Origin of the sequence: Sphingobacterium sp. 2149 (assembly GCF_031455655.1) — a bacterium.
Classification (GTDB): Bacteria; Bacteroidota; Bacteroidia; order Sphingobacteriales; family Sphingobacteriaceae; genus Sphingobacterium.
The window spans coordinates 474,156-487,996 of sequence record NZ_JAVDTD010000001.1; the positions used below are offsets into that span (position 1 = coordinate 474,156).

Annotated in this window: 11 protein-coding genes; 8 read left to right on the forward strand and 3 right to left on the reverse strand. The window is 44.7% G+C overall.

Translation table 11 applies throughout. The features are described from left to right. The first annotated feature begins 270 nt into the window (after positions 1–270). The 5 genes from J2X77_RS01895 (at position 271) to J2X77_RS01915 (ending at position 4,269) form a co-directional block, all read left to right on the forward strand. Positions 271–1,149 carry a TssN family type VI secretion system protein gene (locus tag J2X77_RS01895; protein ID WP_310078737.1) on the forward strand — a complete coding sequence of 293 codons (879 nt, stop codon included), beginning with the start codon at positions 271–273 and terminating at the stop codon, positions 1,147–1,149. A 10-nt stretch (positions 1,150–1,159) separates the two neighbouring features. After that, positions 1,160–2,305 (forward strand): hypothetical protein, encoded by a 1,146-nt coding sequence (locus J2X77_RS01900; protein WP_209579796.1) that lies wholly within the window; start codon positions 1,160–1,162, stop codon positions 2,303–2,305. A gap of 58 nt (positions 2,306–2,363) precedes the next feature. Further along, entirely contained in the window at positions 2,364–2,936 is a 573-nt protein-coding gene (locus J2X77_RS01905; protein ID WP_293936202.1) for an NAD(P)H-dependent oxidoreductase, read from the forward strand. Between the two features lie 46 nt (positions 2,937–2,982). Further along, positions 2,983–3,438 (forward strand): DinB family protein, encoded by a 456-nt coding sequence (locus tag J2X77_RS01910; protein ID WP_209579811.1) that lies wholly within the window; start codon positions 2,983–2,985, stop codon positions 3,436–3,438. Positions 3,439–3,621: 183 nt separating this feature from the next. Further along, on the forward strand, positions 3,622–4,269 hold the full coding sequence (locus J2X77_RS01915) for a hypothetical protein (protein ID WP_310078741.1): 648 nt from the start codon (positions 3,622–3,624) through the stop codon (positions 4,267–4,269). 33 nt (positions 4,270–4,302) lie between these two features. On the opposite strand, the gene J2X77_RS01920 is transcribed toward J2X77_RS01915, so the two are convergent. The 3 genes from J2X77_RS01920 to J2X77_RS01930 are packed head-to-tail and all read right to left on the reverse strand — an operon-like array spanning position 4,303 to position 7,965. Further along, a complete protein-coding gene (locus J2X77_RS01920; RefSeq protein ID WP_293936206.1) occupies positions 4,303–4,926 on the reverse strand; it encodes a response regulator transcription factor in 624 nt (207 codons plus the stop codon). Continuing rightward, positions 4,919–6,946, reverse strand: coding sequence for a sensor histidine kinase (locus J2X77_RS01925; RefSeq protein WP_310078743.1), 2,028 nt, complete (start codon positions 6,944–6,946; stop codon positions 4,919–4,921). Before J2X77_RS01925 ends, J2X77_RS01920 begins: the two co-directional genes overlap by 8 nt. A 47-nt stretch (positions 6,947–6,993) precedes the next feature. After that, positions 6,994–7,965: a hypothetical protein gene (locus J2X77_RS01930; protein ID WP_310078745.1), complete on the reverse strand. Its 972-nt coding sequence runs from the start codon at positions 7,963–7,965 to the stop codon at positions 6,994–6,996. A gap of 423 nt (positions 7,966–8,388) precedes the next feature. On the opposite strand from J2X77_RS01930, the gene J2X77_RS01935 reads away from it, so the two are divergent. The 3 genes from J2X77_RS01935 (at position 8,389) to J2X77_RS01945 (ending at position 13,763) form a co-directional block, all read left to right on the forward strand. Next, entirely contained in the window at positions 8,389–10,869 is a 2,481-nt protein-coding gene (locus J2X77_RS01935; RefSeq protein ID WP_310078747.1) for a SusC/RagA family TonB-linked outer membrane protein, read from the forward strand. Between the two features lie 120 nt (positions 10,870–10,989). Beyond that, positions 10,990–11,724 carry a hypothetical protein gene (locus J2X77_RS01940; RefSeq protein WP_310078749.1) on the forward strand — a complete coding sequence of 245 codons (735 nt, stop codon included), beginning with the start codon at positions 10,990–10,992 and terminating at the stop codon, positions 11,722–11,724. A 20-nt stretch (positions 11,725–11,744) separates the two neighbouring features. Next, positions 11,745–13,763, forward strand: coding sequence for a RagB/SusD family nutrient uptake outer membrane protein (locus tag J2X77_RS01945; RefSeq protein ID WP_209579822.1), 2,019 nt, complete (start codon positions 11,745–11,747; stop codon positions 13,761–13,763). Positions 13,764–13,841 lie beyond the last annotated feature (78 nt).

Genomic DNA, 13,841 nt, shown 5'->3' on the forward strand with positions numbered 1-13,841 from the left:
CTGTAGAGAAGGGGCGACGGCTTGAACCATCACAAGTAAAGATAATATGATCTGGATCTACGCCTTGCTGAATAAGATCCGCCGCCTTTTGGCTGGCCTTGATATCTGATGTCATGCTATTGCTGGTGAATAAACCGTCCTTTTTTTTCATAGAAATCATTTTTCCTTGAACATATAAGCCCAATAGATTGTTTTAACCCAGTAGATTGTTTTCACTCTGACCGGGGATTTTAATTATAAATTGTTTATTTAAAGATAGTATATTAGTTTGTGAATACTGCAACAGCTGAAATGGAAGTACAAACAGTTTTTTTGAGGTACATACTTGCGCCTTTATTAGTATTTATTTCGACAATTGTATTGTCGGTCTGGAATAAGAAGAATTCTCTTCTTAGCAATAAGAAGTTAATTATTTCGATCCTTCTAGGAGGACTAGCTCTGGCATTGCCCGGTTTTTTCGGGTTTTTGGGCTTTGGCTATATGCCGTGGGGCTATTTTATGACCATGATGTATGCGTTGGGACTAGGGGTGCTTTGGGTGTATCTGCTGAGTAAATGGGATCTCAACACGTTGGAGAACAAAAAGGTATTTGTGTTTTTCGTCATGTTTGTCATGCTGTTGCTGGCAATATATATATATAAACTGTTTTTCGATTGGATGAGCCCATTCCGATTGGGATGGTGGGCAGCCACCAGTATCTCCATTTTTATGGTTCCTATGTTCTTTTGGTGGACCTACATTGCGCTGTTATCTATCCCTATGGAAATTCATCGGGTATGGGAATACCCACGGTTTCCAGAAGAAATCAGTCTGGATCATTTGGATTTTGATAAGCTATTGGTATTGGAACTGGAACTCTATAAGGATAGCAAAGACGTGGAGCCGTTGCGCGTGAAGGTGAAAGCGCCAGAGAAGATGAACTTCGGACTGTGGTTCCAAAAATTTATTGAAGATTATAATGCCAAATTTCCAAGTGCCCCGGTACGCTACGTGGATGATCAGGGGGAATACCAGCGTTGGATATTTGTTGTGAAAAGGTCTATTTTCAGAAGAAATGTATATATAGACCCAAATGCAGACATTTCAGGCAATCAGATTACAGAAAAAATGACTATTCACGCCAAGCGTGTTTCAGAAACGATAGGATAACATTAAGCTTATGCAAAAACCATTAAATTACGAAGGCATCAATTGGGTGGATGGGATGAAACTCTCCAGTGGTGATTTTGTTCATACGGATCTATATACCCAAGATCTCGTCCGCGACGGCATATCAGTGGGGCTTCATCATGCGAATTTTGGATTGTTGCCGGCCTTTGCGGGGTACGATCGTTCTTTTGATATTTCGCTGCTGAAAAAAAACACGAATTATCTGGAGGTTGAAGTTCGGTTCTGCAATGCGGTCACCAGCGATGGGAGCCGAATCAATATAGCCTATCAGCAAGGTGCGATAGAGGCAAATTTTAGCGCCTTTATGGATGTATCGAAAATTGCTATCGGAGAGCATTATGTAGTTTTATATGTACATTCATTTAGAAAATCGGCTTTTGGCGAACCTAATCCGGAGGAATCACCCCTTCGTTACCCGTTTGTAAAAAAAGAATATACGATCGACATTGTGACGAAGTCCGCAGTACAGCAACGGCAGGTGAGTGGTTCTTTTCTGCCTATCGGCAAGCTTGTAAACGACGGACAGGAAACTTTATTGGTTTCGCAATACATTATGCCTTGCGTTTATATCGAAAGCCATCCGCAATTGATGGATTTTCACAACCGCTTTTACCGAGCATTGAATGAGTTTCAGTCAGCCGCATATCGCATAATGGATAAAACGGTGAATAAACCTAAGATCACCGAGCTGGGGCTTAATATCCGCTTTATTACTGAACGTATCTTAGCGTATATGGCAACTTCATTTTTTGAATACCGATCTATCCTTCCGCAAAAGGCACCCATTTATCTTTTAAAATATTTTTCGGATTTTGCGCATGTATTTTTTAATGCTGTACGGCTGATCGAATCTGCTGAACGGGAGGAAATGCTAAAATATTTCTATGAGTGGAAAGATGTGACACCCGGAAATTTTGAGGAACGTTTATCAAACCTTATTGAATTGCGTTACGATCATCTGGAAATTGCAGAAGCGATGGAATGTGTGGCTGATTTTATGCAGGTAATGGTTTCGTTATGGGGTAAATTGGCGACGTTGGAATATATTGGTCAACGACGGGAAAATATAGTCGTTGCTGAGCAAAAGGTTGTGCAGGAGGTGCAGACCAAGCGAACCTGGTCTTTGCTGGATTAGCAGATTTATTGGGTGAGATCAGTTTGCGATTCATTTTTTTTGCTTATGTTAGCAAAAGATGAAGAACGTTTTATTAATCAATGGGGATCTTTTTAAAATAGCGTCTACTGACTTCCTGATGGATGCTTATCGAACAGGTGTAAAGCAGGCGGACGGCATTGTGCATGATCTACGGATCGCAGATCTGCTCTTTAATTACAATATCAGACTTCCTTCGTTGCATTCGACTTCTTTGGAAGCCGACCTGCAGTTTGCTTTGCGTCGTCTCCATTGGGCTAAACATATCGTATTGTTCTGTCCCGTTTACCGTTCGTATATCCCCTCGAAAATCAAAGGCTTCTTTGATCGCCTGTTCTTGCCCTATCAAAGCAGTCTCGATGTTAACCGAATTGATAACAATTTCTATGGTAAATCTGCCCGAATAGTAAGTATATTGGATCAAGATCTCTTTGCTGAATATAACCTTTACAAAAAGACAAACTTTATGAGCGTGAAGAAGGATGTCTTCGAACGCTGTCATATTTCGCCTGTGCGAACATCCGCCATGGGCGAACTGCATCAGCTGAACAACTCATACAGTTCGAAATGGGCAGATAAACTCGCACGGTTTGGCCGGATTGATCTCGTATAAATGTGCTACAATCATCTTTTAAATGTACGACAAATAGCTTTACAACATGGAATCACTCTTTAATGCCTGGAAAACGAGCCGTATGGCATACCTCAAATTTTTTGAGCATTATTCCCTAGAAGAGCTCAATCGCATTCCTGCTGGCTTTGGCAACAACCTGATCTGGAACATCGGTCACATCATTGCCACACAGCATAAATTAATTTATATCGGATCGGATGTAAAAGGGCATATTCCACAAGAAGTTTTTTTGAATTACCAGTCGGGTACAAAACCCACAGTACCGGTATCCCAACAGGAAGCGGATCTGCTTAAAAGTTTGCTTGTTGAACAGATTGAGCCGACTATCCTGGATTTTAACAAAAAAATATTTCTCCATTATAACGCCCGTACCACGGGGACGGGCTTCCATGTCACTTCAATATACGATGCCTTCGAATGGAATAATTTTCATGAAGGGCTCCACCTGGGCTATATGATGAGCATTAAGAAGTTTATCTAACGAAGTCCCAAATTTTAGAAAGCTTTTGCAAGCCAACTTGCATATTGATGTGCCCGTATTCATGATTTAATTTTCATGGTTTTCGTGGATTGTCTTCAAATGGACTAACGGTTAATTTTGTAATAGAGCTGAGTAATGCAGAGAATTTTCTTCGCACATCAGCTTACAACGAACGAAAGTTTTATGAAATATTTAGATATGAAATACAGCACAAAAGCGTTAGTCCTTCCGCTATTGTTTACAACGATAGCCTGTGGTAAATCCCAAGATTCTGGTTCGTATCAGCAGACGTTCAATGAACGCATGAATAGACAGGCCTATCTGGGCAGTACCGAGTCGACCATGTATTTACATGGATACGATCGCTTAGCACCGGTAAAGGGAAAAGGGTCTTTCAGCATCGATAAAATAAAAGGCGATAGCTCCACCTTGGTACTTGTCATGGAACTGTCTGGCCAAGAGGGATTCTCTTTTGCTATTCCAGGGAAGCAAACCGGGCGCTCGTGGCGGTTTACCGCTGAATCGGGCGAGTTATCCGTCGCAGACAACGGAGAAGTCAATGGATCGCTGACCGCCAGTGCTAAGGAGATCACGTGGAAGGGACGACTTTTTGACGACAAGCTGATGCTGGACGTCAAAATTAAATATCTTAAATCCGGTGGCGGTGTACCTGCAGAATCTATCTTAAATACACATTTTGAGCTTCTTAGATCGGGCGGCCGACAGGAGGGCAATGGGCAACAGGGCTGCACCATTGTATGGGAATCACGACCGGTATTCAATGTCTATGAAGGCGGTGTAGACCTGATTTATGTGCCGGTGTGCCACTGATGGTTGCGCTGTCCAAAGACAGCGCGTTGCTTATTAGATAAACTTCATTTCAGTAGCCTTGTGGATCAAGGAAGCCGAATTGCTGACGGAAAATTTTTGTAGCAGATTTCGACGGTGACTTTCGACAGTCAATGGGCTGATAAACATCAATTCGCCAATTTTGGGCGTGGTATAACCTTGCGCCATCCATTTGAGTACCTCGCGCTCTCTTTCTGTAATCTTTGGAACAGAATCTTGCTGATTACCTTTTAATATGAAGTTCATTTCTCGGCTGAGCACCTGTTCACCCTGATGAACGGAATGTATACCTTGAATTAAGTCTTCGGCAGATACATTTTTGAGAAGATAACCCAAGGCGCCCGCCTGCAGCATACGAAGGGCGATGCTGCCTTCATTTAGGTTGCTGATCGCAATAACCTGTGTGTTGGGAAAATCCTTTTTTATGATTGCAGTGGTATCGATACCATTCATGCCGGGCATGTTGATGTCGACCAAAACAATATCGACAGGTTGGGTTTGAAGAAAAGCTAAAGCATCAGCCGAGGAGGTAAATGTGCCCAGTAAAACGATGTCTGCGCTGTTCTTTAAAATAAATTCAAATCCATTCAGTACGAGTGGATGATCGTCTACGATAATGACTGAAATAACCTTATCCATGTATATTAAGTTGAATATGGAATGATGCGCCGTTTCCTACTGCTGCATCAATCTCTAATTGTCCATTTAAGATGTCGACCCGGTTGCGAATGTTGGAAATACCAATCCCTTCCTTGGTCATTGTTGCATGCTGGGGATCAAAACCCTTGCCGTTGTCCTCGACGTTCATGTGGAATTTATCCGCCACCTGACTACATTGTACCCACACCTGCGAAGCTCCGCTATGCTTTATGGCATTGGTCAGTAATTCCTGCAGAATCCGGTACGCCGCGATCAGAAAATCTTGCGGGTAGTGTTCTCGTAGATTTGAAGCCTGAAAATCGACCTGAAGGTCGGGATGTGACATGGCATTGCAAAGATCCCTGAGGGCGACTTCCAGACCCATGTATAGCAAAGACTCTGGCATCATATTGCGCGCTATCCGCCGGAGTTCATCAACGGAATGATCCAGTTGTTCAATGATTACATGGAGATCCGTCGTTTTTGCAGCTTCTTGCTGAGGGTTGGCATTTGCCGCAACCGCCGAAAGTTTTAGTTTGGTGCTCGCCAGTATTCCGCCCAATCCGTCGTGCAGATCCCGTGCGATGCGGCTTCGCTCTCTTTCCTGTCCCTGTAACATCGCATTATAAAGATTCAATTTTTCTTGTTGCTTACGATTTTTAATTTCCTCCTCTAAGAGCATCTCTTTGTGGGTGGCCAACTTTTTCTTGTTGAGGAAGGCGGTGTACCAGGTGAAAGATAAAAAGGATAGAATAAGCATAGCGAAAGCAAGAACACCGACCCACATGCGCGTCTTTTGAAGGGCGAGCTGATGCCCTTGGTTCTCTGTTTTTATGCGCAATAGTTCCTTTTCTTTTTCTGCCGTCTGATATATTTTTTCCAGTTCCATGATTCGCGCATTGCCCTTATCCTGATAAAGGGTATCGGATAGTTTTTTGTGCGCTTCGTACCAGTGGGTAGCTTCTCGCCATCGTCCCAATTTAACGGCAGTGGTCGCGAGGTTATCATACACCATTTGCTTGTTTCTGAGGGACTCTTTGTTTCGTACATAAGGAAGTACGGCCAACAGCTTGTCCAACGCAGCCTGATATTGTCCCGCTTCCTGTAAGGCAGTGAATTGATCAAAAATAATGGATGCCGTCATATCCTTATTTTGCTGTCTTTTAGCAGCAGCAAGACCATGCTCAAAATGGATGTTAGCCTTGGACATGTTCTTTTTTGCTGCCCAATAGCTTCCTGTAACAGTGTGGTAAATGGGTATATAGGATGAATTGGGAATACGGAGGCTTATTTTCTCAGCCTTATTGAGTCGTTTTTTGGCTTCTCTAACATCCTGCCGAAACAACGCATTACGGGCAGCATTAACGTATAATGTCAAAAGCTGTTCATCGGAATCTTTTCTCCCCTGTAGCAGATGAAAAGCCTTCTCATAGTATTGTTCGGCCTTGCCATATCCCTGGAGGTTCATCAGCACCATGGCAACATTCTGGTAATTATTGCCCAGCAGGATATTATCCTGAAGCTGTTCCGCTATCGGTATCACTTTATTGAGCAGCACATGTACATATTCATCCGACTTTCCCTCGCGCTGAAGTAATGCGCCATAACTTCCCCAAAGCCTTGCACGGTGCTTTTGGGCGGAGACATTATTTTTCTGATCGATCTTTTTAAGCTGATCTTCGGCCTGTAAGTAAAGCTGTTTCGCCTGTAAAGGTGCTGAGTCAAAGTAGACTGCAGCGCGGTAGAAATAAGATAACCCCCTATAGTAGCTGGATTTTCGCATGGTCCCTAATACCTGTTCGGCTTCTGCGATATACTTGAGCGCTTGGGTACTATCGTAATCGCACCAAAAAAAGCTCAATTCATACAGAGCTTGGGCCTTGCTCGCCTGATCGTCCACACGCAGCAGTTGTTGATATAGGCTATCGCTATAGTGCTCAAGTTGATTCTTTTGCTGGCCAAGGGCATTGAAGCGGGGCAGTGCACAGAGCACTGCGACAAATAGTAAAATTTTATGCATGCACGCGAAACAGAATATTGATTTCTCAAAATACAAAATAATTCTTATTACCGCCAAATCATCTGTCCATCAGCGCTTTCAATTCTGTCTTTTCCTTTCCAGATGACAGGAAGAACTTCGGAAGCACTATTGGTTTCTAAACCAACATCGTGTTGCTTACCATCATTCGGAATAATTTTCAGGTCCCATAGGTATCCAAGTGTTCCCGTGGACCGATAGTTGGTGCCAATCAATAGGTATTTTCCATCGGGTGAGAATTCTGGCATCGATTCTTTAAAATTGCTTGAAGTGACCTGCTTTAGGTTATTTCCGTCTACATCCATGGTGTAGATATGATTACCAATGTTGAGTGCAAATTGGGTTCCCGCCTGGTTGACCGTCAGCTTGCCCCAGTCCTGATAGTTCATTTCCTTTACCAATGCTCCGGAGTTATAAGGGGGCGCGATCTTTATAATATACTTTCCATGTGTCAAGACAATGTTATTTCCTGGTAGCCATAGCCGGGATTCGTTGAAACCCAGCCGTTCACCATTGATGTCTACAATACGTGCGACAAATTCGCCGTTTCGTTTTAAAATGGTCACCCCGTCCTGAAAGTCGTTTGACGTAACCATGATCAAGCTATTGTCGGGGGATAGGTAGCCTTTGCAGTAGGAGTTTCCAGCAGGACTGTTATAAATAAATTCTTCAACGATGTTTCCACTGTTCATATCACTGATCGTAAACTTCACATCGTATTGGCCGAATGTACTGGCATTTACTGCGGTTAGTTTCCATTTCCCATCGCGCGAAATATCAAAATTATTGAGCTTTGAATCATCTGGTATGAAAGATCCACCGATGCCATCGGGTAAGCTCATCTTCAGCACCCCTTCAGTCGCCCAATCGTAATAAATCGTTCCCTTCAATGCAGCGGGGTAAGTGCTCGATCCGCTACCATTGTCCACACTATCCTTTGAGCAAGAGCTGACAATCAATAAAGTAAATAGCTGTAAGGCTATGCAAAATAACTTTTTCATCGTTCTTTTCTTTTAGTATAATCCAAAATTACACGCTTGATGATTTTAAATCAATCCACGAAAACTAGGGTTTTATTTAAAATACACGTCAATTGTTTTGTGCTGGCGCAGCATTATCGATTTTGGAGAAAGCATTTTGTCATACTAAAAATACGAAAACGTTATAGTTAAAGAACGAAAACGTTGTAGTTAAATATTGATAACTTCAAAGTCAGATGTTTTTTCACGCATTGCTAACGGTGGGGAGTATAGCGCCAAGCACGTTTTTGATCGAAATGTCTGTTATTGAGACAAAGTCGCAATTTTTTGATACAATATCGTCCTGTTTTTCTAATTCCTAATCTTCACTTTTACAATTAAGATTCCTTGAATAAAGGGAGCCAATTATAAAATTACTGAATCATCTAAAGTGAGTATTTCTTTATGGGAAACAATTGTAAACTAAAACAAAATCCATTTTATGGTTTTGCCACCAGCAAATGGATACCCTGTTCCTGCCTGTGGTGTCTTTTCGCTTTCACGAGTCCTGCTGCAATATTAAGGGCGAATGTCCCCGTTTTAAAGACCTTGGACGGAGCTATCCAAAATCGTGAGATTACAGGTAAAATAACAGATGATACCGGCCAGCCGCTAGCTGCCGTGACCGTCAACGTGGCTGGTAGCAGCGTAAGTACTGCCTCAAAGGCGGATGGAACCTATACCATTACCATACCTGTCGGAAGCAAAAAGTTAGTTTTTACGCGGTTGGGATACAAGAGCCAGGAAATTGACCTAACAGCAACCAAGGTCGTCAATGTGGAGCTGACATCTACCACGGGCGAGCTGGATGAAGTCGTGGTGGTGGGGTATGGTACCATGCGCAAAAAAGACCTGACGGGCTCGGTTACACAAATCCATCCGGATCGCATCGCCAATGAAAACCCCAAAACCGTACAGGATATTCTGCGTGGCTCGGCAGGACTGAATATTGGCTATGACGCTTCGGCAAAAGGGGGCGGTTCCATTGAGGTAAGGGGTAAGCGGTCGGTATACGATAGCAACAGCGGTCACAACAACCCTCTGCTGGTGCTTGATGGGATGATTTTCTATGGTGAACTTTCTGAAATCAATCCGGATGACATTGAGCAGATTGATGTCCTGAAGGATGCTTCCGCTGCAGCTATCTACGGCTCAAAAGCGGCTAGTGGCGTAATTATCATCAGCACAAAAAAAGGGAAGCAGGGCAAACCGACCATCAATATGACGATGAATGCCGGTGCAACACAGTTGAGCGAATACCGCAAAAGATTCAGTCCCGATGCTTACTTGCAGCACCGTGAAGACTGGTATACCAAAAATACCTACGGCATTAACCCCACGACGGGCTTATATGAGGCTTATCAGACGCGGGATGCTAACGGTAACCTCACGGTGCCTTATGGCTTTTATCTCAATCCTGGACAGCTACCGGGCTCGTTGTCGCTCGATGCTTGGCGCGCGCAGTCGACCAATGAAAGTGGCGAGTCTGACCGGAGCATCTGGGGCCGCCGTTTGGGTCTGCAAGGGAATGCCCTGCAGAACTTTCTGGATGGAAAAACGGTCGACTGGGCCGATCATACCTTTCGTACTGGTCTTAATCAGGATTATAATGCTAGCATCAGCGGAGCAAGCGACCGGGTAAACTATTACCTGTCTATGGGCTACCTCAAAAATGAGGGCGCTGTCGTGAGCGATACCTACAAGGCTGTGCGGGCCAATATGAAAATCAATGCAAAGGTGACCAACTGGCTGGAGCTGGGGGCAAACGTAAATTTCCAGGACCGTTCGGACGGAAATATTGATATCGATATGGATCAAATCCTGCGCAACAGCCCGTACGCAGATTATGCTGATGCCAACGGCAATCCGCTGCAATATCCGCTCAGCGAACAGTTCAGCCAGCGGGGGTACAATTATGATTTTCAGAAGAAATACCTTGAGCTGGACAAAGGGTATTCGGTGGTTAACTCCATTTTCAATGCGAAAATTAAACTGCCCTTTAATATTACGTATTCATTTAATGCGTCGCCACGCTTGCAGTATTTCCATGACCGTTACTTTATGTCGGCCGAACTACCCGGATCCAATCCGGCCGATCGAGGTGCAAACCGCGAACAAACCAAACGGTTCGACTGGTCGCTCAATAACACCATCAGCTGGGAACAGACCTTTGCGGATAGGCATCGCCTGATGGTAACTTTGGTGCAGGAAGCAGAAGAACAGCAGTCCTGGAAAGATCGCATTGAGGCACGCAATATCTTACCGTCGGATGCCCTCGGCTTTCACAATACCAAAAATGGCTCGAAAGAAAACAGCAGCTTTGATAGCTACGATACCCATCAGACAGCAGATGCCTTATTGGCCCGTTTATTTTATGCCTACGATGACCGCTATATGCTCACGACGTCTATCCGACGGGATGGTTATTCGGCTTTCGGTACTTCCAACCCCTATGCAACTTTTCCTTCCGTGGCCTTAGCCTGGAACTTTACCAAAGAAAAATTCTTTAAATGGGGCGATGTAATGGATTATGGTAAGTTGCGCGTTTCCTATGGTAAAAATGGAAACAGGCAACTGGCCGATCCGAATCTGGCGTTGGCCAACCTGTATTCGGGTAGTGGCAAAATGCATGGTTACCTCAACTCGGCCGGTGAGCTGGTCCAATACCGCTACCTGATGGTGGATCGGCTGGCCAATCCAAACCTGCAGTGGGAAAAGACCACAGCATGGAATTTTGGTCTGGACTTCGGATTTTTTAAAAATCGCATCTCAGGAACACTGGAGTATTATCTGATGCAAACCCACGACATGATCATGGAGCAGAAGTTGCCCAATTTTACCGGATTTGGAAGTATCACCACCAACTTGGGGCAGGTGGACAACTAAGGAATTGAACTGACCTTAAACACCGTCAACCTGAAGAAAGAAAAACTACAATGGTCTACCAGCTTCAATTTCGCCTATAATAAAAATCAGATCGTACATCTTTATAAAAACTACCAAGATGTGCTGGATGCCAATGGAAATGTGGTCGGCCGTAAGGAAATGGATGAGATTTCGAACAATTGGTTTATCGGACAGCCTATTGGTGCCATCTGGAATTATCACGTGACGGGGATCTGGCAGGCCAATGAAGTGGCAGAGGCTGCTCAATATGGGCAGGCTCCTGGTGATCCGAAAGTAGCCAATGTGTATACCGCAGATGATGTTGTGAACGGCGATGTAACAAAACCTGTATATAATAATAATGACAAGGTTTTTTTAGGGCAGACGGATCCCCGTTTCCGTTGGTCGATGCGCAATGAGTTTATCCTATGGAACGACCTTAGTTTTTCGTTTAATATCTATTCGGCCATGGGACACAAAAGTTTGTCGGGCAATTACCTGAATAACGATGATGATGGCGGCCGTATGGCCTATGGGCTGGCTAATCTGCCCGCAAAGGAATACTGGACGCCGGACAATCCCACCGATCGCTATGGCCGTATCGAGGCCAAGGGACCGATCGGTGCCGAGGGTGCAGCGCGGCTATACGACCGCTCGTTTATCCGGCTCGACAACATCTCGGTAGGCTATACGCTGCCAAGAAATCTGACCTCCAGATACAACCTCAACCGGGTGAAGCTGTATGGTACGGTGCGCAATGTGGCGACCTGGGCAAAGGACTGGGAATACGGCGATCCAGAGACGGAATCCTGGGCCTCAAGGGTATTTACCTTCGGTGTTAATTTATCTTTATAACCTGATTAATTGTGATGTACATGAACGATATACGAAACAAATCCAGATCCGCAGGCAGAGGCATCGCCTTTTTGCTTGCCAGTACGCTAGCGATAAGCAGCTGCTCGAAGGAATTTCTGCAGCCCGATCCGCTGTCAATTTATTTACCAAACGAAACTTTTAATACCGAGTCTGGTTTACTTTCTGCAATGGCTATCTGCGACCGCCATCTAAAGGGGTATTGGGCCACAGATCATAACGAGATGCTGACCCTGGGTACAGAATACATCTTTTCTGAACTGATGGTGGCCAGCAATACCGACAAACGCAGCATGATGGCGGATGTGGCCAATATGCTGACGCCGACCAGTGACAACTCCAGCTTACAGAATCTCGACCGATCCAACAGCCTATGGTATCTGTGGCAGGAAACGTATAAAGGGATCAGTTATGCCAATACCATTATCAAGTACGTGGATCAGGTTCAGACCCTGAGCGAGCAAGATCGGAATGCTTACAAAGGACGGGCTTATTTCCATAGGGCTTTCCGCTATATGGCATTGGTGTTTGAGTACGGAGATGTCCCCTTAGTAACGACAATCATCGATGTGCCCAAACAGAATTACCGAAGTACCAAGCGCGATGCCATTTTGCAGATGATGACCAAGGACATGGAATTTGCCGTCCAATGGGTACCGGATCAGAAAAATATGAGCCTGATCGGTATGATCAACAAAGGGGCCTGCCGTATGTTGCTGGCAAAATGTTATCTGGCCATAGGGGAGTACCAAAAGGCCAAAGAGCAAACCGATATCCTGATTGACCAGTCGGGCTATGCTTTGATGACTGAAAGCTTCGGTACATTTAACGATGGCGGGGAAGCGCAGACCTGGCCTATTACGCGTAATGTGATCTGGGATATGCACCGCCCCGAAAATAAACTGATCGCCAGCAACCGTGAGGTAATCATGGGGATGCCCAACCGTGGTGCCGATGCGGAGTCTTTTGTAAAAATGCTCACCATGCGGATCTTATATCCCTTTGTATTCGACTCGCGGATACAAACGACAGACGGGAAACAGGCTTTGTTGAACATCAAACGTAACAGCGGGGATTACAATGCTAAATATGATTACATGCGGGCCTTTGGTCGCGGTATAGGAACTTTTCGCCCCACTTCTTTCCAGTCCCAGGGGGTATGGGCTGTCAACGGAAAGCAAGATGAGGGCGACCTGCGCCACAGTTCCAAGGTGGGAAACTGGGTGCGCATGGCAGATTACAAGGTCAACAATAAGGCATCCAAAGATTTTGGTAAACCACTTTTACTCAACGATCCAGCTACAGGCAAACTCCTTTGTAGCGATACCATCCGTCGCTGGTACGATGTGCCACATTATAAATTTTTTCTGGACGACCCGGTAAGTGAGGCCAATATCAGCGGTTCAGACGGTTCACGGGGGGCTACCAACGGTAGCATCGCAGACTGGTACCTCTATCGCCTGGCTGAAGCTTATCTCTTGCGCGCCGAAGCAAAATATTATATCAGTCCGTCTGATGGGACAATTAAAGACGACTTAAATGTCATTCGTAAGCGGGCAAAATGTACCGAGCTCTATGATGGGGTCGTTACCATTGGAGATATCATGAATGAAAGGGCTCGCGAGCTCTACTGGGAGGAATGGCGTAATGTGGAATTGAAACGGGTATCGCTTTGCCTGGCACGTAGTGGTAAACCGGATGAATGGGGAAATGTATACCATCTGGATAATTTTGATAAGCAAAGTGGTACAGATGCCATCGGGGGTAGCTACTGGTATCAACGCATTGTGCATTATAGCTTATACAACAAAGGCATCATTCATGTCAATGCAACAGGCCTAAGTGATATCAATTATACCATGGATAAAAAGAATATGTATTGGCCAATACCCAATGTAGCTATTACCTCAAATATTAAAGGCCAGTTAAAGCAAAACTATGGCTACGATGGTTATAATCCGGCTACCCCAGTATGGGATCAATGGGAGGATGCTGTTGCGGATGAGTCTAAAGTGGAATAGCGCCCAAGAAGTCCCGAGTCCTTGCGCATGAGCGCAATAAGTTCGGGATTCTTTAATACCATATTTGATAATTTAAAA

What these genes read in the sequence shown, in the direction of transcription:
- J2X77_RS01935 (WP_310078747.1), top strand. Translation starts at nt 8,389, where the DNA reads ATGGGAAACAATTGTAAACTAAAACAAAATCCATTTTATGGTTTTGCC.
- J2X77_RS01945 (WP_209579822.1), top strand. Translation starts at nt 11,745, where the DNA reads ATGAACGATATACGAAACAAATCCAGATCCGCAGGCAGAGGCATCGCC.
- J2X77_RS01930 (WP_310078745.1), bottom strand. Translation starts at nt 7,965, where the DNA reads ATGAAAAAGTTATTTTGCATAGCCTTACAGCTATTTACTTTATTGATT.
- J2X77_RS01910 (WP_209579811.1), top strand. Translation starts at nt 2,983, where the DNA reads ATGGAATCACTCTTTAATGCCTGGAAAACGAGCCGTATGGCATACCTC.
- J2X77_RS01900 (WP_209579796.1), top strand. Translation starts at nt 1,160, where the DNA reads ATGCAAAAACCATTAAATTACGAAGGCATCAATTGGGTGGATGGGATG.
- J2X77_RS01920 (WP_293936206.1), bottom strand. Translation starts at nt 4,926, where the DNA reads ATGGATAAGGTTATTTCAGTCATTATCGTAGACGATCATCCACTCGTA.
- J2X77_RS01905 (WP_293936202.1), top strand. Translation starts at nt 2,364, where the DNA reads ATGAAGAACGTTTTATTAATCAATGGGGATCTTTTTAAAATAGCGTCT.
- J2X77_RS01925 (WP_310078743.1), bottom strand. Translation starts at nt 6,946, where the DNA reads ATGCATAAAATTTTACTATTTGTCGCAGTGCTCTGTGCACTGCCCCGC.
- J2X77_RS01915 (WP_310078741.1), top strand. Translation starts at nt 3,622, where the DNA reads ATGAAATATTTAGATATGAAATACAGCACAAAAGCGTTAGTCCTTCCG.